Genomic DNA, 20,848 nt, shown 5'->3' on the forward strand with positions numbered 1-20,848 from the left:
CTCACCAGCGGGGATACCGCCGGTCCCAGCCGTCGACCTCGTGCAGCGCCGAGTGGCGGTCGAAGTGCCAGAACGCGTCCGTGGCGATGTTCTCCACCAGGTAGCGCAGTTCCAGCTGCTCGACCCACTTCTGTGGCAGGCCGGGAATGCCGGTACGGGCGCCGAGCAGCGCTCCGACGATCGCGCCGGTGACCGCGCTGCGGCCCGAGTGGTTGACCGCCCGCAGCAGCGCCTGCTCCGGGTAGTTCTCGAAGCCGGACAGCGCGGCGAACGCGCGGCCCAGCACCGAAAGCGTGCCCTTGCCGTCGCCGATCAGCTCCGGGACCCGCAGGTCGGGCAGGCCGTGCTTGCCGAAGAACGGCACCGATTCCGCGACCATCGCCTTGAGATCCGACCAGACCGGTCCCCGCTGGTGCGGGTTCTGCTCGCTGAGGACCTCGCGGGAGGTGTTCCAGATCGGGTAGCTGAACGCCTCCGAGGTCAGCGCGGGTTCGAACAGCCAGGTCAGGTAGGTCGCCGCCTCGACGTCGATCTCGCCGGGATGGGTGACCGAGACCAGGTCGCGCACCGCCTGGCGGACGCCGCCGCTCATCGCGGTGCCCGGGCCGGCCGCGGTCATCGCCGCCGGCAGCGCCGCGACCAGCGCGTCCGGTCCGCTCAGCGGCATCGCCGTCGGTGAGATGGTGGCCAGCGCGTGATAGGCGTTCAGTTCGGCGTCGTCGGGGGTGCGCCGGACGCGGAGTTCCGGCACCTTCACCAGCCAGCCGTCGGCGTTGTCCAGCGGCGCGCCCTGGGTGTGCAGCCAGCGCATCAGCGAGTTGCGGGCGACCGTCCCGAGCGCCCGTTCGGCGTCACGGTTCTCCGGCTGCTCGCGATGGGGGCTGCGGATCACGGCCTCGGTGTAGAACAGCAGCCGCTGGGTGAGCGGTCCGATCCGGCCGGGCAGGTCGAACGCGACGGGCAAGTCGGTGACGCCGTCCGGGCCGTAGGTGCTGTGGATCTCGTCGAGCCGCATCCGGTCGACGGCCGCCCCGAGCGCCTCGCCGAGCGCGAAGCCAACGTACGCGCCCGTGACGCGCTGCCAGCCGTAGCGCGAGCTGGAGCGGTCTCGGTCGAAGTACTTGCCGAAGGTGTCCAGACGCGGCTGGATCTGCCCCTCGTTGTCGTAGCCCGGCGCCAGCCCGTTCGCCCGCAGGTCGTTCGGGCGGCCGCGCGGTGGTTCCGGCCGGTTGAGCGCAGCCAGCCACGATTGGCCGAGGACGGTCTTCTGGCATTCCTCGACGGTCAGTTCGAAGCCGCGGCGGCGTGCTCGTTCGGCGGCGGCCAGTGGTGGCTTCACCGGTTCTGGCAGGCCCATCTTCGCGGCGGTATCGGCGGCAAGGGCCTCCAGTTCGGGATCCGCTTCCGGGCAGCGTTCGTTGACGTCGACGGACGCGTCCCGGCGCGGGAACTTCGACGCGGTCTCGGTGAGTTCGGCGCCGCCGACGTCCTCGAAAGTCGCGGGCCCGCCGTTGATCACGAGGTTCGGCGGGCTCTCGTAACTGGCAAGGGTGGCGATGTCCACCTTCCAGTACCCGTGTTCGCGGGACGGGAGGTTCCTGGTCGAGCTGAACACCCTCAGCTCGGCACGGTCCTCGTTGAAGTAGAACCGCTCCGTCTTGCCGGACGCCAGGTCGAGCGGGACGTAGACCTCGCAGCGCAGCAGTCCGATGAGCAGCTGCTCCCTGGTCAGCCAGCCGACGCTGGCGAACGACAGCAGTGTTTCGAGTCTGTTCTCCGGTTTCGGGTAGCCGCGGCGGACCGGACCGGCCTTGTATTCGGGGTTCTCCCGTTCTTGACCGGTCTGTACGCCTTCCGAGTTGACCTTGACCCAGCCGGCGACGACCTGCAGGGGGACCCCCAGATCACCGAGCCCGGCCTTCGCGTACTCGGGGTCGACGACCTCGCGCCAGGCCTCCTGGCCGGGGAAAGCGACCGGGACGCTGAGCCCGCCGGGCTGCGGATGCGCCTGGCGCAGCTCGCCGTCCGGTTCGCGGACGAGCACCGACGGCGGCGGGAAGATCTCCTTCTCGGCATGACCCTCGTCGAGGAAGGCGATCGTGTTGTAGGGGACCGACCAGCCCTCGGGGATGCGCAGGACCTTTTCGTGGTTCACGCGCAGGCCGACGCCGCCCGGCGCGGACACGTCCGGACCGTGGACCGCGCGCAGCCACTCTTCGACCTTGGCTACCGCTTCCGCCGATTCCACCTACTCGATCCTCTCCAGGCTGCCGTCGGACACGTGCTCGGCGATGGTCCTCGGGAGCACGTAGGCCACCGCCCCACCTGGCATGTTCGCCCAAGGGACGGTGACACCGGTGATCACGTGGAGCGGGCGGCGCAGCCGGTAGGTCCCGCCGACGCGCTCCCGTTCCAGCGGCAGGGACGTCGTGGCGAACCGTACCCCTCCGTGGTGCACCAGATTGCCCGTTTCCTCGCCGAACCGCAGTACGACCGTACCGGCGACCATCCGGCTGACGCGCTTGTTGCGGAGCAAGGTGAGGGGAGGCTCACCCGGTGCTGCCTGCACCGGCCAGTCGGCGAGTTCTTTCGCGGTCTCCAGCGGAGTTTCGTGCCCGGCTGTCATCCTCGCCGGATGCAGCAGGACGGCGCCGAGAAGCTGGTGAGCCGCGTCTTCGAGCTTTTCGAAGTGCTTCGGAGACACCGGGGCGCCGCCGGAGTAGGCGGCGACCTCCCAGCCCTTCTCGGTGAAGTTGAGGCACCAGGCGCCGTCCGCGCGGTCCCCGATGCGGTACGCCTCCGGCCAGACGGCGTGCTCGCCGAGCCTGCTGACCAGGACGACCAGGAGCTCTTCGTCGGCCAAGGTGGGATTCGGCGACGTCTCCAGCTCCGCGGCGATGTCGCCCTCGGTCTTCTTGACGTCGGAGCGGCCTGGTTTCGGCCTCGGCTTGCCCAGCAGATCCGCTTCCGCGGTCCGGCGCACGAGGTGTTCGACGTACGGCGGCTGGAACCGCTGCCCCCGGATGTGCTCGACCAGTGCCGTCTCCGGCGGGATTCCGTACTTCCGCAGGTAGTGCGGCACGGACGCGTGCCAGATCCAGGTGCCGTCGGTGTGGTAGCTCTCCGGGACGTCGCCGTCGGCCTCCGGCTCGAAGATGTCTTTCCCGAGGCCGCTGCCCGACAGGATCGCTGGTTCCCGCTCGAGGTACTGCGCGACCAGCGGCGCTTCGGATTCGTCGAGTTCCGGCCGGTCGACCACCGGCGGCTTGCCCTCGGTGTAGGAGTCGACGATCCGGGCGTGCCGGAACTCGACGCGCAACGGCAGCTGGGCGCGTAGCCGCCACCAGTCCGGGATGTGCTCGTCCTCGCGCGGGAACGCGGCCAGCTCGTCCGGGTACGCCGAAGACGCCGGTGCCTTGGTCCAGGCCGGTTCGTCGTCGAGGGTGAAGTCGAAGTCGAAGGTGCCGTCGGGGTTGAGCGTGAACCTCGACTGCAGCCAGGTTCCCCGGCCGGTGCCGTACATCCCGGTGCGGAGCCTGCCGAAGAGATCGTTCAGCTCGGGGGCGGGCGTGAGGTTGTGGCCCTCCAGTTCGGTGTACTCGCCCGCTTGCCGGAAATCGGCGACCGCGGCGCGGGCGGTGTCGGTGACACTCGTCCGGATGAGCTTGCCGATCTCCACCAGCAGCCCGCGTTGTTCGTCAGAAGTCAGTTGTTCCACGTGAATCATCACGTCCGGTCCGGCTTGTATTCAGGGAAACGCGGCTCCACCCGGAAAGACGGTGGCTCACCGGCGGCGCGGCGGGCGGACTCTTCCGCCCACATCTCGAAGGTGCGCTTGCGAAGCGACTGGATCAAGGCGATCTCCTGTGGCTGCGTCCCGCGCTCTTCTCGTCTGGCCTGCTCGTACAGGCCGTCGATGGTTTCGTAGAGGGCGAAGATCGGCCCGTCTCCCTTGAGGTAGCGCGCGCGGGCTAACTCGGTCTCCTGCACGAACTTCTGCTCGGGGACCTTGCTGATGTCCGAACTCGCCATCGCGCGGAGCACCTCGCGGACATGGCTCGGGTCTTCCTCGAACTCGCCGGTGCGCAGGTTGAGGAGGTACCCGGTGAGGCCGCCGTCCGGCGTCGCGTCGACCCGGTAGGTCTGCGCGTAGTAGGTGAAGTAGGCCGGTGTCTCGATCACGCGCTCTCCTCCGGGGGCTTCGGCAACCCCAGCCGCAGGCCTTCCATGAACTTCACCCGCACCTGGTTGATCAACGCGGCCTCCAGCTGTGCCTGTTCCCTGGTCAGCCTGCCTTGGCTCTCCTCGTCCGCCGCTCGGTTGTACGTCGGGAAGTCCCGGCGGACTTCGTACAGCGCGTGCTCGAAGACGGCGACGTCGTCGATGCTTTCCAGGTGCAGCCGCAGTTCGGCGACGTGCCCGTTCGGCAGCCGGACGTTCATCTGCAGGTCGCGGTAGCCGCTCGCCTGCGGATTCGCGAACCGGTCCTCGAATTTGACGATCTTGAGATCCGGATGCGCCATGACGGCGTTCAACGCGTTGTAGGCGTCGGCGACCGTCTTGAACTGGATCTTCGCACCGACCAGGTCGACGAGACGGGAGGCGTCGCCACCGTACTTGGCGATCTTGGCCATCGCCCGGCCTTCCTTCTTGGGTTCGGTCCGCGCACCCGCCGTGCCGTCGTTGTCCCCGGCGATCTCGGCGACGATCCCGTTGAGCCGCCCCTGGTTCTCGGGCCACGCGGCCGCTTCCCGCCGCAGGAACTCCCTGATCCGGGGTTCGTCGCCGATGTGTTCGTCCGGGAATCCGGCGTGGACCCGCTCGCTCGGATCGGCGCCGGCGGCCACCTCGGCCGCCGCTTGCGCGAGCTCCCGCTGGTGCGGGGTCAGCGGTGTTTCGCCCGGTCCTGCCTGTTCGACCTCGTTGATCAGCTGATAGTCGCCCGCGTGCGCTTCGGCGACCGCGTCCAGGAGCATCGGGATCGCTTCCGGATGCTGAAGGAGGCTGCCGATGGTCACCGGGTTGTGGAGAAGCGACTCGGCGAGATACGCGTTCGCGGGGTCCTGCAGCAGGCGCAGCAGCTCGGGATGCCGGGGCAGCTGCTCGGCGATGAAGTCCCGCATCGGGCCGAGGTCGTGGGTGACGCCATCCTCGTCGACGTGTTTCGCCCGGTCCTTTTCCGGATCCAGCCGGTCCAGCGCGGCCGCGATCTCGGGGTCGTCCAGGGACCGCTCGTGAGCCATGCCGTAGCCCCCGTCGCGCGGCGGCGTCACGATCGGACGGCCGTCCGGGCCGATCCGCGACGGCTGCACGTCGGGGGTGTCTTCCCGCGCGTACGCGATGCGCGGGTCGACAGGCTGATCCGGCCGTGCGTAAGCGATTCGTGGGTCCACAGGCCGTGTCGAAGCGGTCTCCGTCCGCGTGGTGTGCGCGTCGGTGTGCTGCGCGGCAGGGGTTTCCGGGACACCGACGTGCATCAGCCGCACGCCCACCGGGGGATGCGGCAGGTTCATCAGGGCACCCGACTGCGGGTCGATGAACGCGACGCCGTCCCGCGTGTTCGCCACCATGGCGATGTGGCCGCGCTCGACGCCGTTCTCGTCGAGGTACTTCACCGCGACGACCGCGTGATGGTCGGTCGGCATGTCCCGCATCTCGCGGATGACGGTGTCGTAGTCGGCACGGTCGGAGAACTGCCCGCCGAACCGCTCTTCGACGTGCTCCAGCGTGCCGCGGCCGTCCATCTCGTGCATGAGCAGCGGGTCGGCCGTCGAGTCGATGCCGTTCAGCCGGTCCATGTACGCGCCCGGCGTGCGGGTGCAGTTGGAGCGGTAGCCGTTCGCTAAGGCGTCCGGGTCGCTGAAGTGCGGGTTGACCTCGCCGAGCCGCGGATGCCGGTCGCGCACGTACGCCGCCTGCTGTTCCGCGCTCGCCGAACCGGCGTGGATCGCGGGTTCGCTCGGCGGGTTCGTCGCGACCGCCATGGACGAGTAGTCCCGCTCCGGGGCGGGCAGCTCGACCGTCTCGTGGTCCTGAGCGGGCTGTTCGCCGTACTCGGGTCCCTTGTCGGCGTCCGCGACCGCGTGCTCCGCCGGATTCTCCGTGGTGAGGTGCGGGGTCTGCGGCTCGTCGAAGCCGCCGAGGCGGGCCATCGACCGTTCCTGGGCGAAGCGCGCGAGTTCGGGTGCCTCCGCGGCGTGCTGGGCCCGCCGCTCGTCCATCTTCTGCTTGGCGGTGTCGGGATCGAGGTAGCGCGGGTCGCCGGGTGTGACCTCTTCGGCGTGGATGACCCACTTCGGCCGGTCGACCAGCGGCGGAGTCTTGAACTCCTTGCTGTGCACGTAAAGCTGCGTAGCCGGCTTGGTGATCGCCTCGCGCTCGCCCGGGTTCTCGGCGAGCGACGAAACGTCCTTGCCCGTCTTCGAGACGATGTGGATCTCGACGTCTTCGCCGAACTTCGACTTCGTGTCCGGTGACGTTTTGATGGTCGAGCTGGTCATCGTCGGTTCGGGGACGGTCTGGCCGACCTCGTAGTGCGCCGCCATGATCCCGGCGGCGCGCACGTCGCCCTTGGTGTCGATGCCGCGGATGGCCTCGCCGTGGAAGTCCGGCAGCTCGTGGAGCGCGCCGACGATCGCCCGGGTGCTCCGCTGGGCGTTCTCGAAGTCGGGGTGCGTTTCACCCCGGCGGTTCGCGTCGTTGATCGCGTAGGCGTGCTCGCGTGAGTACGAGTAGATCGCCTCCGCGGCCTCCGGCGAGATGCGGTCCTTCAGTGGGCTGGCTTCCAGCCGCTTGAGCGCCTTTTCGCGGGCCTGCTCGGCGAGATCCGCGCTGTCGTAACGGTCGCGGAGGCTCTTGTGGTCCTCGGGCGAACCACGGAAGTCTTCGTCGGTGACGTAGCTCTCGTCGAGCCGCGTGGGTGCTTCTTCAGGGCCTTTGAGCCGCTCGGCGATGTCGAGTTCGGCCTTGGGGGTTTCGGCTTCGCCAGTCCTGTCGATGTGCGGTGCGTCGCCTCCGCCCATCGGCATCGCCTTGATCGACGTCGGGTCGTCGGGCAGCGTCGCGAGCCGCCCGGTCATCGGGTCGGCGAAGACCACACCGTGCGGCGTGTTCACCGCGGCGACGATCCGGGTCTCGATCCGGTCCTTCGACCGCGGTGAGCCTTCCGGCGCGTTCGGTTCGGCCGCGGCGTGCTGCTCGAACGCCACCGCGGTCCGCGCGCCCACTGGACGTTCGCCCAGCTCACGGGCGACATCGGCGAACCCGTTCCGATCCGACCACTGCCCGCCGAGCCGATCGCTGACGTGCTGCAGCGGCGAGCCACTCGCCGACGGCCCGGCGACGGCGTCGCCCCCGTTCATCCGGTCCTCGAACGCGACCAGCGCCTCGGCCGAGTTGGTCTGGTAGCCGTCCTTCCACGATTCGGGTGCGTAGTAGTTGCGGGTGTTGGCCTCGCCGATCGCGGGAAGCTCGTCCATGACCAGCCGGACCTGCTGGTGCGGCGTCTCGGCGGAACCGGCGTGGATGACCGGCGTCCCACCCTCGTCGAGCGGCCTCGCCAGCTCGGACCAGCCGCCGTCGGGAACGTGTTCCCTCGGCTTGGGGACCTCGCGGACCGGAGCGTCGGCGGCGTCGATCCAACCGCCCTTGCCGTCGGAGATCTTGGTGTCGAGACTGGCGAAGCCCTTGTTCTGGAACAGCTCCGGATGATCGCGGCGCAGCTGTTCGTCGCGGGCGGCCTCCTCCTGAGCCAGCCGTTCCTGCTCGGCGTTGTTGTACTCACACCGCTCCGCGACCTTCTGCTGGACCTCGTCCGGGCTCAGGTGGCCGTCTTCACCGGCGACGACCTCTTCGCATTCGACGATCCACTTCGGCAGGTCGTTGGGCGAGCCGTCGTCCAGCCGCTTCTTGTAGTCGGGATGCTCGGGATGCCCCGGCCCCATCTTGACGTCGGTGACGCGCAACTGCGTCGCCGACTTCATCAGCACTTCGCGCTCGTCCTTGAGGGAGGCGAGGTCCTCGATGTGGCGTCCGGTCTTCGACTGGATGCGCATCTCGACTTCACCGGGGAAGGTGCTGCGCGGATGCTCTGGCGTGACCCGCGACGTGCTCAGCATCTGCGGATCGACGATGACCTGCCCCTTGGCGTGCGCCTCGAGGAAGCCGTGGATCGCGCTTTCGTTCCCGTTGAAGTTCACCCGGCGCGAGACGACGCCCTCGTAGGCGGGCATCTCGTTGAGGCCGGAGGTGATCGCCTCGATATGCGGCCGGAGCGCGTCCAGCTCGGGGCCGCCGTGTCGCTGGGCATGGGTGATCGTCTCGGCCATGTCGGTACGCGTGTAGCTGTGCACCGCGTACGCGCCCTGATCCGACATGTCCCGGACACGCGGGTCCTCGTGGGCATCGCGTTTGGCGAGACCCTCGCGGCGGACCTGTTCGCTCCGGGCTTCCCCGGTCTCCGCGTCGAAACCACGCTTGTCGAGCTGCGTTTCGGCGAGCGCGCGGTAGGCCGCCGGGTCGTCCGTGTGGAAGTCCGGGTCGGTCAGGTACGGCTCGTCGACCGGGGAACCGGTGTCGTCAGTGGTCTTGTCGTCGGGTGTGACGTCCTTGGGGAGATCCGTGTCCTTGGGCGGGTTTCCGCCGTGGTCCTGGGGCACGGGTTCCGCCGGGGCGTGTTGCTGCGGCGGCTGCTGTTGCCGCGTCCGGTCCTGCGGGACGTTCCCTTCGTGGCCAGGGCGCGGCGCCGGGACCTGCGGCGGGCGTTGCGGCTGCTGCCCGCCGAAACGCGGCGGCTCGGCGCCGGGCGGCACCGGACGACCGGGCTGCTGCCCCGGGTGCCGAGGCGGCTGTCCGGGGTGACCGGGCGGAGGCGGCGGCACAGGACCGCGGTTGCCGGGAAACGGGCCATTGCCAGGGTGCTGGGGTCGTGGCGGAGGCGGCGGGTAGCCCGCCGGGCCGCGCTGCTGGCCAGGGGGCTGCCCGGGCGGCGGCTGCTGCGGACGCGGCGGGACACCGCCGTTCGGACCGGGCCCCTGAGGCGGCCTGCCCTGATAACCCTGGGGCGGCGGCTGCGGTCGCGGCGGCTGCTGGCCAGGCGGTGGCTGCTGAGGACGCTGGCCGGGAGGTCCCTGCGGCGGCGGTTGCTGGGAACGCTGCTGCGACCGGTCCGGCGGGCCGCCCATCCGGCGATCCTGCGGATGCCCGCCGGTGCCCGGATGCTGAGGCGGCTGCGGTCCCGTGGGACGGGGACCCATCGGACCCTGTGGTCCACGTGCGGGCGCGGGGCCATGGCCACCACCCTGGGGCGGAGGCGCGAAGCCACCCGGAGGCCCCTGAGGCGGCGGCTGCGTCGGCTGGCCCTGGAAGGGCATCTGGGTAGGAGGCTGGTCGAAACGCGGCTGCTGCGGCCCACCGTTCCCGGCGAAACCGGCGGCCTGGACGCCGTCGTGCGGCCGGTTCGGCTGTCCTCCACCCGGCGGTGGGAAACCGCCGGGTGCGGGGCCGTTTCCGGACGCCATGCCGTGGCCGCCCGTGCCGGAACCCGAGTTCGGCGCCATGCCGTACCCACCGGAAGACGACCCGCCCGAACTCGACGGCGCACCCGTCGAGGAGGGCGCACCACCGGACGAGGAAGGTGCGCCGGTCGAAGCGGGACCGCCCGTCGAGGAGGGCGCACCGGATGAAGCGGGAGCACCGGTCGAAGCCGGGCCGCCGGACGAAGCAGCGGGCGGCATCCCACCGGACTGCGCGGGACCGGAAGCGGGTCCTTGCGCGGGGCTCGAAGAGGGCGCCTGAGTTGCATTGGAAGCGGCGCTCGGAGCCGGTCCCTGCGCTGGGCTGGGAGCCGGACTCGCCGCCGGTGCCTGTGCGGGCGTCTGGGCGGCCGCGGGTGCCTGCTGCTGATTCGCCGCCGCGGCCTGCTGCTGACCGCCCCCGTTGTCCGCGGCCGCCGCCGGAGCGTTGTGGGGTTGCGCCGCGCGCTGACCGTCACCGGTGTTCGCGGGAGTGTCGGCCGGACGTTCCGGCGGCTGCGTCGAAGACTGGCTGACCCGGTCACCGGCCGGAGAGCTGTCCGCCGTCCGCTGCGGCCCGCTTTCGGAACTCGCCGTCCGCGCCTGCGACTCGGAAGAACCGCCACTAGAGGACGAATCGCGACTCGACGAAGAATCGCCATTAGAGGACGAATCGCGGTTCGAGGAAGTGTCCGGAGAACGCGAAGGCGTTCCGGAATCGCCTGAATCCACATCCGGCGCCGGAGGACCGTCACCCGCCGTCGCGGGACCTGGCGTGTTCGCGGCGCGGATATCGCCGATCTGGCTCTTCGCCCCGTCGACACCGCCGCCGACGGCTCCGCCGGAAGCGCCCATCAGGACGTCCTTGGCCGAAAGCTTGTCGAGGTCCCCGGTGACGGTGGCCTGCCCGACCGTGCTGGCGACACCTTCGGCAGCGCCCCGCACGGCACCCCGCGCCGCGCTGTCGACGATCTGGCCGCCCACACTGTCCGAAAGTCCCTTGGTGGCGCCCTTGCCGATGCTGCTGCTGCCCGCGCCGACGACCCCGTCGACGGCGCCGCTGATCGCGGAATCCTTGGTCTTGCTGGAATCCCAGCTGTCGCGGTCGCCCTTGGCCATCTGCAGGCCCTGGATGCCCGCGTCCATGGCGAGGTTCATCGCCGTGTTCTGCAGGACTTCCTTGCCGATCTTCTTCAGGCCCTCCTTGAGAAGTTTCTCGAGGAGTTCCTTCGCGACCTTCTTGAAGCCTTCCTGCGCGAGCTTCTGCATCAGCTGCCGGAAGATCATCTGGACGGTCATGCGGGTGGCGATCTGCGCGGGCGCGATCCCGGCCGTCGAACCACCGAACGTCACCGCGGCGGCCGCGAGCATCGCGATGATCTGCGCGGCGAGGATCACCAGCGAGATGATGATCATGTACTTCGTGTACTCGACGTCCAGCGCCGTCGCGTTGCACGAGTCTCCGAGCGCCTTCGAAGAATCGGCGAGCGACTTGAAGTAGGCCTCGTCGCCTTCGACGAATTTCTTCCACGCCTCGGCGAACTTCTCCGCGCCCTCACCGGTCCAGCCGCCGAGGACCTCGGTGGCGCCCTTGGTCGCGGTGTCGGCGATCGGCTGGACGGCCTTCGACGCGTTGTGCCAGGCGTCCCGAAGTTCGCGGAGCTTGTCCTCGTCGCCTTCGGGCCAGCTTTCCCCGACGACGATCGGCAGGAGCCACTTGACCGCGTCGGGCATCTCCATACCCACGGCGCTAGACCTTCTTGTCCAGCGTCGTCTTGATCTCTTCTTCGGCGTTCTTGAACGCCGTCATCGACCGTTCGACGTTGTGCTGCATGCCCCGCAGCGCCTCGACGATGTTCGCGAACCCCTCGGACGAACCCTGCGCGCCCGGCTCGTAGTCCTTCGCGAACTCCTTGCCGGCGTCGTCGTTCCCCCAGCACTGGCCGAGCGAGTTGATCGCCGCCATCAGTTCCTTGCCGGCGTCGTCCAGCTGATCCGCGGCAATTCCCAGCTTGGCCGCGGCCGTGACGACCACGTCCGGATCCGCGGTGAATCCGCCACCGCCACCACCGCTCGTCATCAAACGCCCCTGGTCAGCCAGCTCGAAGGCGGCTCTTCCTCATTGTCGTCCTGCTGACGCACCCGTTTCGGGATCGGTTTCGGCGCGGGCGGGACGGGCGGTGCCGGAGGCGGCGGTGGGACGTCGTCTTTGCGCAGCAGCGGATCCTCGAAGTCGGCGTCGGACTTCACCGGCGCAGGCTCCTCCTCTTCGGCGAGGAAGTCCGGGATCACGGGCATCAGCCCCTGCAGCGACGGTGCGCCTTCGATGAGGTCCGAGAGGTCCGGCAGTCCTTCGGTGATCGGGGCCATCAGCTCGGCGACCTGCTGCTTGACCTGCAGCGATCCCTGGCGCACCAGGGTCAGCACGGTGTTGGCCAGCTGCGCGGGGTTGGTGCGCTCGAAGGCGTTCGGCTGGATCTCGAGTTTGCTCAGCGTGCCGGTGGAGTCGATGGTGGCGCGGACGAGGCCGTCCTGCGAAACCACCGTCGCGGCCAGCTGCGACGCGGCGTCCTGTGCGTCCCGAAGCTGGGCCGTTTGGCGCTCGAACTGTTCGAGCAGCGTGTCGACCTGGTCTTTCATGGCGGCATTACGCGCTTCGAGGCGTGCGCTGTCGTCGCCGGCCGTCGTCACTTGAGCCCCCGCGAGTGCTTGATCCCGGGCATACGCCACCCGGTGTCGGTAGCGTCACCCTAATGCCAACGGCGGAGCGGTATCGCGTGTTCTCCGTTTTCGCACGGTGAGAACGTGACCGGCGGCCCCCGCCGGCGGGGGCCGCGACCACCGGTCACCAGGAAGAACGAGAAGGCGGCCGGTGCGCTTTAGGGTCGCCTCTCGGCGGCTATGCGCAGTGTGGCTCCAGCCGGACGGTATTCCACAAAGGCGGTTCTTCAGTGAGCCCGGGGGACACGGAAAGCGCACCGACCTCTGTGTCCAACGGTGCTCGTGATGCTGTTGTTCCCTGGCCGGACGATTTGTCTCCACTCGAAGTGGGATCATGGCGGATGTGCCAGTGGACGCCGAGGTCGAACCGGGAACGCTCCTGGTCGCCGCCCCCACGATGTTCGATCCCCATTTCAAGCGGACCGTCGTGTTCGTCATCGATCACCGGGACGAGGGAACGCTCGGCGTCGTGCTCAACCGGCCGAGTGACGTCCCGGTCTACGACGTGCTCCCCAACTGGGGTGGACACGTCGCCGAACCGCAGTCGGTGTTCGTCGGCGGGCCGGTGGAGAAGAAGACCGCCCTGTGCCTTGCCGCGCTGCGGACCGGCGAGACGGCGTCCAGCGTGCCCGGCGTGATCGCGGTGCGCGGCCCGGTCGCCTTGGTCGACCTCGACACCGATCCCGAGATCCTGGTCCCGAAGGTCCGCGGGGTGCGGGTCTTCGCCGGGTACGCGGGTTGGGACTCCGGTCAGCTCGCGAGCGAGATCGAACGCGACGACTGGGTGATCGTCCCCGCGCTGCCCAGCGATGTCCTCGCCTCGCCGCACCACGACCTCTGGGGTCAGGTGCTGCGTCGTCAGGGCATCCCGCTGGCGCTGCTGGCCACCCACCCGGGAGACCTCCAGCGCAACTAGATGACTGATTCCGTGAAGATCGCGCGAAGTGCAACCCCGCGAACGCCCCTTCGGCGCGAACGCGTCATGGGGGCGTGGTCCGGCACTTGGTCCTGGTGTCCCCAATGCCACATTGGGGACACCAAACGAACCGGGAGATTCGCGCCAAGCGCCTCTGAGCAGTGTGAACACGACTTTGCCGGGACCCTGATCCTCAAGTAGGCAAGGAGGCCTTCACCAACCTTGACGATACGGACATACGGCACCCAATCGGACGATGTGACTCGAAAAGCGTCCTCTGTGGACAGTCGCAGCGCCTCGCCGAGCTTCACGTGATTTTCACGGAATCAACCGTCTAGGCGGTGGCGGTGTCGGCCTTCTTGAAGACGCCGCAGGTCCCGCAGGCGCAGCCACTGCAACCGGCGGGCCGCGCTGGTTCGGGCTCCGGGACGGTCGCGGCGGCACGGTTGCCGAGCACTCCCCCGGCGGCGACCAGCGCGATCAGTCCGAGTACACCCACCACCGAGGCGAGCACGAGCCCGGACGTCGTCGGCATGACGAGCGCGGCGGCGCCCGCGAGCACGGCGATCACGCCACCGGCCAGCGTCGGGAGCCCGGCGACCTTGTTGCCGAGGCGGAAGGCGTCGTCGCTGCGCATCGTGGCGGCGGTGCGCACGCCCGCGCCGCGGTCACGCGGCAGCTTCTCGCGCAGACCGAGGAACCCACCCCAGCCGACAAGGACACCCAGCACGATCGGGACCAGCGCTATGACGAACACTCCACGAGGATAAGCGTGACGTTCCGGCAACCTCCCGGATACCCTGATCGACTGTGCTACAGGCCATGTCACGCCGCGTCCTGAAACCACGGAGCCTAGCCGCCGCCCTGATCGGGGCCGTTCCCCTCACCTTGATGGCGGTCCCCGCCGCCCAGGCCGAGCACCGTCCGTTGCGGTTGCTCGGCGAACAGATCGTCCCGAATTCGCTGCTCTACCAGGGCACCGTCGTCGGAGGTCTGTCCAGCATCGACTACGACCACCGCACCGGTGAGTACGCGCTGATCTGCGACGACCGGTCCGCCCTCAACCCCGCGCGGTTCTACACGGCGAAGTTCTCCCTGGACGCCAAGGGACTCGGACCGGTCACTTTCACCGGCACCAAGCCGTTCCTGCGGCCCGACGGCACGACGTACCCGCCACTGGCGAAGAACGACCCCGCTCGGCCGCCGAACATGCAGACCATCGACCCCGAAGAACTGCGGGTCGACCCGTGGACCGGCCACTACCTCTGGTCGCAGGAGGGCGAGCGATTCGGTGCCGCCCTGATCGACCCGTCGATCCGCGAAGCGAAACGCGACGGGGCCTATGTCCGCGACCTGCCGATCCCCGCCAACGAGAAGATGACCGCGACCGTGGGGCCGAGGCAGAACCTCGTCCTCGAAGGCCTCACCTTCGCCGGTTTCGGCTCGCTCGTCGCGAGTTCGGTCGAGGGGCCGCTGCTGCAGGACGGCCCGGAAGCGAACACCACGTCGGGCGCCCTTTCGCGCATCACGCTGCAGTCGCGCTTCGGGCCGGTGCTCGCGCAGTACGCGTACCCACAGGAGAAGGTCTTCGCGTCACCGAACCCACCCGGCGCGTTCGCGACCACCGGCGTCTCGTCGCTGCTGGCCGTCGACCAGGCCGACCCGACGCGCTACCTCGTCATGGAACGCTCGTTCGTCACCGGTGTCGGCAACAAGATCCGGATCTACGAAATCGACACCAAGGGCGCCACGAACATCGCGAAAACACCTTCGCTTGCCGACGCCAAGAACGTCAAACCAGCCAAGAAGCGCCTGCTCGCCGACCTCGCGGACTTCAAGTTGTCCACTGTGGACAACGTCGAGGGGATGACGTGGGGCCCGCGCCTGCGCAGCGGCGAGCGCAGTCTGGTGCTCGTCAGCGACAACAACTTCTCGGCGACGCAGGTGACCCAGTTCATCGCTCTGGCGGTCCCCTCGGAACGGCTTTGACCAGCGGGTTAAACTGGTCTCATGAACATGGCTCGGCTGCTCCTTGGCCTGCCGCGCTGACCTCGGCCAATCGGCCGGGACCAGCGCGGCGACCCCTCATGCCCTCCGGGCTGGGGGGTCGAGTTGTTTTTGGAGTGGCTTGACGTGGAAGAGCACGGAGGATCGATGAACCAGGCGAGCGAAGCGCCCAGCGGCGCCGACTCGGCCCCTCAGCACCGCTACACCGCGGAGCTGGCGGGCCAGATCGAGCAGCGCTGGCAGGACTACTGGTCCGACCACGGCACCTACCACGCGCCGAACCCGGTCGGCCCGCTCGCGGACGACAGCGGCGACGTCGGGTCGGACAAGCTGTTCGTCCAGGACATGTTCCCGTACCCGTCGGGCGCGGGCCTGCACGTCGGGCACCCGTTGGGCTTCATCGCGACCGACGTTTTCGCGCGGTACCACCGCATGATCGGCCGGAACGTGCTGCACACGATGGGCTTCGACGCCTTCGGCCTGCCCGCGGAGCAGTACGCGGTCCAGACCGGGCAGCACCCGCGCAAGACCACCGAAGAGAACATGCAGACCTACCTGCGCCAGATCCGGCGCCTGGGTCTTGGACACGACGAGCGCCGCCGCGTCTCCACGATCGACCCGGACTACTACAAGTGGACCCAGTGGATCTTCCTGCAGATCTTCAACTCCTGGTACGACGAAAAGGCAGGTAAAGCTCGCCCGATCGTCGACCTGGAGACCGAGTACGCGCAGGACGAACGCCGGACGCCGGACGGCCGCAACTGGTGTGAGCTGACCCGCGCCGAGCAACTGGAGATCATCGACTCGCACCGGCTGGTCTACATCTCCGAGGCGCCGGTGAACTGGTGCCCCGGGCTGGGCACGGTGCTGTCGAACGAGGAGGTTACCTCCGACGGCCGCAGCGAGCGCGGCAATTTCCCGGTGTTCCGGCGCAGCCTGCGGCAGTGGATGATGCGGATCACCGCCTACGCCGATCGGCTGGTCGACGACCTGGACCTGCTGGACTGGCCGGAAAAGGTCAAGGCCATGCAGCGCAACTGGATCGGCCGCTCGCACGGCGCGCGCGTCTCTTTCGAGTCCGGCGAGCGGAGGATCGAGGTCTTCACCACCCGCCCGGACACCCTGTTCGGTGCCACGTACCTGGTGGTCGCGCCCGAGCATCCGCTGGTCGACGAGCTGACCGCCGCCACCTGGCCGGAAGGCGTCGACGCCCGGTGGACCGGTGAAGCCGCGAACCCGGCCGAGGCCATCGCCGCCTACCGGGTCGCCGCGTCGCGGAAGTCCGAATTGGACCGTCAGGAGAACAAGGAGAAGACCGGCGTCTTCACCGGCTCCTACGCGGTGAATCCGGCCGACGGCAAGGAAATCCCGGTCTTCGTCGCCGACTACGTCCTGATGGGCTACGGCACCGGCGCGATCATGGCCGTCCCCGGCCAGGACACACGTGACTGGGAATTCGCCGAGAAGTTCGGCCTGGAGATCATCCGCACCGTCCAGCCGACGGAAGGCTTCGGCGAGCTGGCTTTCACCGGCGACGGACCGGCGATCAACTCTGGGTTCTTGGACGGCATGGGCGTCGACGAGGCCAAGAAGACGATGATCGGCTGGCTGGAGGAGCACGGCCACGGCCGCGGCACCGTCCAGTACAAGCTGCGCGACTGGCTGTTCTCGCGCCAGCGTTACTGGGGCGAGCCGTTCCCGGTCGTCTACGACGAAGACGGCCAGGTCCACGCGCTGCCGGACAGCATGCTGCCGATCGAATTGCCCGAGGTCGCCGACTACTCGCCGGTGACCTTCGACCCGGAGGACAAAGACAGCACGCCGTCCTCGCCGCTGGCGCGCGCCACCGACTGGGTCGAGGTCGAACTGGACCTGGGCAACGGCGAGAAGACCTACCGCCGAGACATCAACACCATGCCCAACTGGGCGGGTTCCTGCTGGTACCAGCTGCGGTATCTGGACCCGACCAACCCGGACGTGTTCGTCGCGCCCGAGAACGAGGAGTACTGGGTCGGTCCGCGGCCCGCCGAGCACGGCGTCGACGATCCGGGCGGCACGGACTTGTACGTCGGCGGCGTCGAGCACGCGGTGCTGCACCTGCTGTACTCGCGGTTCTGGCACAAGGTGCTGTTCGACCTGGGCCATGTGTCGTCCAAGGAGCCGTACCGGAAGCTGTTCAACCAGGGATACGTCCAGGCGTACGCCTACACCGATTCCCGCGGCGTCTACGTTCAGGCCGACCAGGTCGAGGAACGCGACGGCAAGTTCTTCTCCGGTGACGAAGAGGTCAAGCAGGAATACGGCAAGATGGGCAAGAGCCTGAAAAATGTCGTAACGCCTGACCAGATGGCCGCCGACTACGGTGCCGACACCTTCCGTTTCTACGAGATGTCGATGGGCCCGCTGGACGTCTCGCGGCCGTGGGCGACCAAGGACGTCGTTGGCGCGCAACGATTCCTGCAGCGCCTGTGGCGACTGGTCGTCAACGAGGAAACCGGCGAGCTGCGGGTGTCCACAGTGGATGCGACGGACGCCGATCGCAAGCAGCTGCACAAGGCGGTCGCCGGTGTCCGCGAGGACTACGCGGAACTGCGGTTCAACACGGCCGGCGCGAAGCTGATCGAGCTGAACAACTACGTCACCAAGACCTATGGCGGCGCCGAGGCCACGCCGCGGGAACTGGTGGAGCCGCTGGTGCTGATGCTGGCGCCGCTGGCCCCGCACCTGGCCGAGGAGCTGTGGAAGCGCCTGGGCCACGCGGATTCCCTGGTGCACGGGCCGTTCCCGGTCGTCGACGAGAAGTACCTGGTCGAGGACACCGTGGAGTATCCGATCCAGGTCAACGGCAAGGTGCGTTCGCGTGTCACCGTGCCCGCCGACGCGGGCAAGGACGCCGTGCAGGCGGCCGCGCTGGCCGACGAGAAGGTCGCCGCCCTGGTCGGCGACGGCACACCGCGCAAGGTGATCGTCGTCCCAGGGCGTTTGGTCAACATCGTCCTGTAGCCGCGACGGCCGAAAGGCGCCAGCGTCGAGGGTCATGAGGCGATTCGATGGAGTTGTTCAAAGACAACGAAATCGAACGGAGAACACCGCATGACCCTCGACGGCAAGGTGGCATTGGTGACCGGCGGCAGCCGCGGGATCGGTGCCGCCACGGCGATCCGGCTCGCCGAGGACGGCGCTGACGTCGCACTCACCTATCAGCACAACGCCGGACTCGCGGCCGGTGTCGTGGACAAGATCAAGGCTCTCGGCCGCCGCGCGCTGGCGGTCCAGGCCGACAGCGCCGACGCCGCCGCGATCTCCTCGGCCGTCGAAACGACGGTCGCCGAATTCGGCAGGCTCGACGTGCTGGTCAACAACGCGGGCGTCGGTTTCGTCGGCCCGCTCGACCAGACGAGCCTGGCGGACATCGACCGGGTGCTCGCGGTCAACGTCCGCGGTGTCTACGTGGCCTCCCAGGCCGCGGCCCGGCACCTCGGCGACGGCGGTCGCGTGATCACCATCGGCAGCTGCATTTCGGACCGCGTGCCCGGTCCGGGGATGTCGCTGTACGCGGTGAGCAAGACCGCGCTGCTGGGCTTGACCAAGGGATTGGCCAGGGAGCTGGGGCCGCGCGGCATCACCGTCAACATCGTGCACCCCGGCCCGACCGACACCGACATGAACCCGGTCGACGGTCCGTACGCCGCCGACCAGCGGGGCCTGACGGTGTTCGACCGCTACGGCTCGCCGTCGGAGGTCGCCGCCACGGTGTCGTTCCTGGCGCGGCCGGAAAGCAAGTACGTGACCGCCACGACCGTTTCGGTCGACGGCGGGCACGCGGCCTAGCCGGTGGTCAGGCCGATCTCGCGCGCGAGATCGGCCAGCATCGCGTCGAAGAGGACGTCCGGTTTCGAGAACGGGATCGGATAGTTGCCGAAGACCTCGAGCGTGACGTGCCCGTAGAGCCGGGCCCAGAACTGGATCATCAGGTACGTCACGCCGAGGTCGAGCTTCTCCAGCGGGAACTCCGCACCGGATTCCTTCAACACGGCCAGCAATTCCGCCTGGAACGACGTGAGATCGTCGCGCAGCTCGGCGGGGACCACGTCGTTCGACGGCGTCACCAGGTCGTGCATCGCGAGCACCCGGCCCGCCGCGGCGAGGAAGATCCGCCCGAACGGCTCGTCCAGCCGGTTCCCCGCGTCTCCCGCCGGTGACGCGAAGACCAGTGTGAACTCCTTGGTGTGTGCGAGCGCCCACCGCCGGAATCCCTTGCAGATGGCGAAAAGCTGAAGCGCGCCCTCGTCCGGGAGCTGCGCGATGTCGTCGGCGAGATCCGCGACGACGTCCGCGCGAAGGTGCTCGACCAGATCGTCACGAGACCCGTAGTAGCGGTACAAGGCAGGCGCCGTGATGCCGAGTTCGCGTGCGATCGCCCGCAGCGTCACGGCCTCCGGGCCCTGCTCGACCAGGAGCGCCCGCGCCGTCCGGCGGATGTCCTGATCGGTCGCAGCCCGCTCGCGGCCCCTGCGGCTGGGGTTGTTCATCCGGGCATTCTAGGTGGTCAGTGCGCCCATTACCGGGGATCAACCCAGAAGGCGAGCCTGGAGCCTGGTGAGTGGCCGCAGCGCCAGGAAGACCGGAACGGCCATCCCGAGCGCGACGAAGAAGTGCACGATCCACGCCCCCGCCAGCGTCGGCCCGCCCCACGTGCCCTCCGGATCGCTGCCCGACCAGAAGATCCCGTACGTCGCGATGCGCCCGACAAGATAGAAGAGCAGCAAAGCGAGCAGGAACGCGACCACACTCGGACCGAAGGCCGCCACGAACCGCGGCCGTGCCCCGCCGTCATGCCCGATCCAGCGCCGAGCGAGCCCGCGCTGGGCCTTCGCACCACCGAGGAAGCCCGGAAGTGCGAGAAGCGCGTAGATCGCGCGTTTCCAGTCCGAAATCGTCATGAACAGCACGCTATGGGCCGATGACCTGGATAAACACCGGGGCAGCCGCCGTACCGGGTAGGGAAATCCGGGGCCGCTGTGGTGATCCACGCGACCGGAGTGTGGATACGCGCGAAACGTTCCCCGATGTCAGACGGGTATGCCACACTCGGTCGCCGAATGGCTACGACGTGAACAGGGGAGGTTCGCGTGTCGAACCCTGAGCAGCTCTTCGCTGATTTCGAGGCCAAGCTGGCCGACGCCCAGCGGAAGGCGAATCAAATGCGCACCGAGATCGAAAGCGTCTCGGTGTCGGAACGCAGCAAGGACGGCCAGATCTCGGTCAAGGTCAACCATGCGGGGAACCTGGTGGGCCTGGAGATCGGCCCGTCGGCGCGGGACAACCCCGCGCTCGCGCAGGAGATCCTCCGCGTCGTCCAAAGTGCCCAGAGCAAACTGGCAGGCGCGATGCAGACCGGCGTCCCGTCCATCGCGGGCAGCGAGACGATGAACGAGCTGGTCGACCAGCTGCACAACGAGTACCCCGAACCCGAGCCGACGGGCTACGTCGAGGGCGGCCACCGGACGGTGGACGAGGACGACCGCTTCGTCGCCGAAGACGAACTCGACGCGCCTCCGCCGGCTCCCAAACCGCCCGTGCCTCCGGCTCCTCCCGCCGCGCTGCCGCGTGCCGCGCGCAGGCAGCAGACGGACCACGAGGACGACTACTTCACCGGCGGCGACTTCCTGCGCTGAGCGGGTACTTGAGG

Annotated in this window: 14 protein-coding genes; 5 read left to right on the top strand and 9 right to left on the bottom strand. The window is 68.8% G+C overall.

The window, feature by feature from the left end; genetic code table 11:
• Window position 1: 1 nt before the first annotated feature.
• Genes ACM6LU_RS06090 through ACM6LU_RS06115 form a run of 6 tightly spaced genes read right to left on the bottom strand, consistent with a single transcriptional unit; the run spans window position 2 to window position 12,152 of the window.
• Window positions 2-2,248 (bottom strand): ADP-ribosylglycohydrolase family protein, encoded by a 2,247-nt coding sequence (locus ACM6LU_RS06090; protein ID WP_414936544.1) that lies wholly within the window; start codon window positions 2,246-2,248, stop codon window positions 2-4.
• Complete coding sequence (locus ACM6LU_RS06095; RefSeq protein ID WP_414936545.1) at window positions 2,249-3,718, bottom strand: TNT domain-containing protein; 1,470 nt, start codon at window positions 3,716-3,718, stop codon at window positions 2,249-2,251.
• An 8-nt stretch (window positions 3,719-3,726) separates the two neighbouring features.
• The gene (locus ACM6LU_RS06100) at window positions 3,727-4,182 is read right to left on the bottom strand and encodes a hypothetical protein (protein ID WP_414936546.1); all 456 of its coding nucleotides are present in this window, start codon (window positions 4,180-4,182) and stop codon (window positions 3,727-3,729) included.
• Window positions 4,179-11,252 (bottom strand): toxin glutamine deamidase domain-containing protein, encoded by a 7,074-nt coding sequence (locus ACM6LU_RS06105; RefSeq protein ID WP_414937103.1) that lies wholly within the window; start codon window positions 11,250-11,252, stop codon window positions 4,179-4,181. The genes ACM6LU_RS06100 and ACM6LU_RS06105 overlap by 4 nt, the downstream gene beginning before the upstream one ends.
• Window positions 11,253-11,262: 10 nt before the next feature.
• Window positions 11,263-11,592: a WXG100 family type VII secretion target gene (locus ACM6LU_RS06110; RefSeq protein WP_414936547.1), complete on the bottom strand. Its 330-nt coding sequence runs from the start codon at window positions 11,590-11,592 to the stop codon at window positions 11,263-11,265.
• Window positions 11,592-12,152 (bottom strand): YbaB/EbfC family nucleoid-associated protein, encoded by a 561-nt coding sequence (locus ACM6LU_RS06115; protein WP_414936548.1) that lies wholly within the window; start codon window positions 12,150-12,152, stop codon window positions 11,592-11,594. Before ACM6LU_RS06115 ends, ACM6LU_RS06110 begins: the two co-directional genes overlap by 1 nt.
• Before the next feature lie 415 nt (window positions 12,153-12,567).
• Here ACM6LU_RS06115 and ACM6LU_RS06120 point away from each other — a divergent pair, with 415 nt between their 5' ends.
• Complete coding sequence (locus ACM6LU_RS06120; protein WP_414936549.1) at window positions 12,568-13,149, top strand: YqgE/AlgH family protein; 582 nt, start codon at window positions 12,568-12,570, stop codon at window positions 13,147-13,149.
• 334 nt (window positions 13,150-13,483) lie between these two features.
• Here ACM6LU_RS06120 and ACM6LU_RS06125 read toward each other — a convergent pair whose 3' ends face one another.
• Window positions 13,484-13,906, bottom strand: coding sequence for an SdpI family protein (locus ACM6LU_RS06125; protein WP_414936550.1), 423 nt, complete (start codon window positions 13,904-13,906; stop codon window positions 13,484-13,486).
• Window positions 13,907-13,971: 65 nt separating this feature from the next.
• On the opposite strand from ACM6LU_RS06125, the gene ACM6LU_RS06130 reads away from it, so the two are divergent.
• The 3 genes from ACM6LU_RS06130 (at window position 13,972) to ACM6LU_RS06140 (ending at window position 18,987) form a co-directional block, all read left to right on the top strand.
• Window positions 13,972-15,138, top strand: a complete 1,167-nt coding sequence (locus tag ACM6LU_RS06130; protein WP_414936551.1) for an esterase-like activity of phytase family protein — start codon at window positions 13,972-13,974, stop codon at window positions 15,136-15,138.
• Between the two features lie 165 nt (window positions 15,139-15,303).
• Window positions 15,304-18,159 carry a leucine--tRNA ligase gene (gene leuS, locus ACM6LU_RS06135; protein WP_414936552.1) on the top strand — a complete coding sequence of 952 codons (2,856 nt, stop codon included), beginning with the start codon at window positions 15,304-15,306 and terminating at the stop codon, window positions 18,157-18,159.
• 90 nt (window positions 18,160-18,249) lie between these two features.
• A complete protein-coding gene (locus ACM6LU_RS06140; protein ID WP_414936553.1) occupies window positions 18,250-18,987 on the top strand; it encodes an SDR family oxidoreductase in 738 nt (245 codons plus the stop codon).
• On the opposite strand, the gene ACM6LU_RS06145 is transcribed toward ACM6LU_RS06140, so the two are convergent.
• Both ACM6LU_RS06145 and ACM6LU_RS06150 read right to left on the bottom strand, forming a co-directional pair.
• Window positions 18,984-19,688, bottom strand: a complete 705-nt coding sequence (locus ACM6LU_RS06145) for a TetR/AcrR family transcriptional regulator (protein ID WP_414936554.1) — start codon at window positions 19,686-19,688, stop codon at window positions 18,984-18,986. The two genes, ACM6LU_RS06140 and ACM6LU_RS06145, sit on opposite strands and share 4 nt — an antisense overlap.
• A 39-nt stretch (window positions 19,689-19,727) precedes the next feature.
• Window positions 19,728-20,099, bottom strand: coding sequence for a hypothetical protein (locus ACM6LU_RS06150; protein ID WP_414936555.1), 372 nt, complete (start codon window positions 20,097-20,099; stop codon window positions 19,728-19,730).
• Between the two features lie 189 nt (window positions 20,100-20,288).
• Between ACM6LU_RS06150 and ACM6LU_RS06155 the strand changes: the two genes are divergently transcribed.
• Window positions 20,289-20,834 (top strand): YbaB/EbfC family nucleoid-associated protein, encoded by a 546-nt coding sequence (locus tag ACM6LU_RS06155; RefSeq protein WP_414936556.1) that lies wholly within the window; start codon window positions 20,289-20,291, stop codon window positions 20,832-20,834.
• The last annotated feature ends 14 nt before the right edge of the window (window positions 20,835-20,848 follow it).

Source organism: Amycolatopsis sp. cmx-11-51, from assembly GCF_047608665.1.
Lineage (GTDB): Bacteria > Actinomycetota > Actinomycetes > Mycobacteriales > Pseudonocardiaceae > Amycolatopsis.

Coding starts and splice junctions, on each gene's coding strand:
- ACM6LU_RS06105 (WP_414937103.1), bottom strand. CDS start 11,252: ATGGAGATGCCCGACGCGGTCAAGTGGCTCCTGCCGATCGTCGTCGGG.
- ACM6LU_RS06110 (WP_414936547.1), bottom strand. CDS start 11,592: ATGACGAGCGGTGGTGGCGGTGGCGGATTCACCGCGGATCCGGACGTG.
- ACM6LU_RS06115 (WP_414936548.1), bottom strand. CDS start 12,152: ATGAAAGACCAGGTCGACACGCTGCTCGAACAGTTCGAGCGCCAAACG.
- ACM6LU_RS06120 (WP_414936549.1), top strand. CDS start 12,568: ATGGCGGATGTGCCAGTGGACGCCGAGGTCGAACCGGGAACGCTCCTG.
- ACM6LU_RS06130 (WP_414936551.1), top strand. CDS start 13,972: ATGTCACGCCGCGTCCTGAAACCACGGAGCCTAGCCGCCGCCCTGATC.
- leuS (WP_414936552.1), top strand. CDS start 15,304: ATGAACCAGGCGAGCGAAGCGCCCAGCGGCGCCGACTCGGCCCCTCAG.
- ACM6LU_RS06140 (WP_414936553.1), top strand. CDS start 18,250: ATGACCCTCGACGGCAAGGTGGCATTGGTGACCGGCGGCAGCCGCGGG.
- ACM6LU_RS06145 (WP_414936554.1), bottom strand. CDS start 19,688: ATGAACAACCCCAGCCGCAGGGGCCGCGAGCGGGCTGCGACCGATCAG.
- ACM6LU_RS06150 (WP_414936555.1), bottom strand. CDS start 20,099: ATGACGATTTCGGACTGGAAACGCGCGATCTACGCGCTTCTCGCACTT.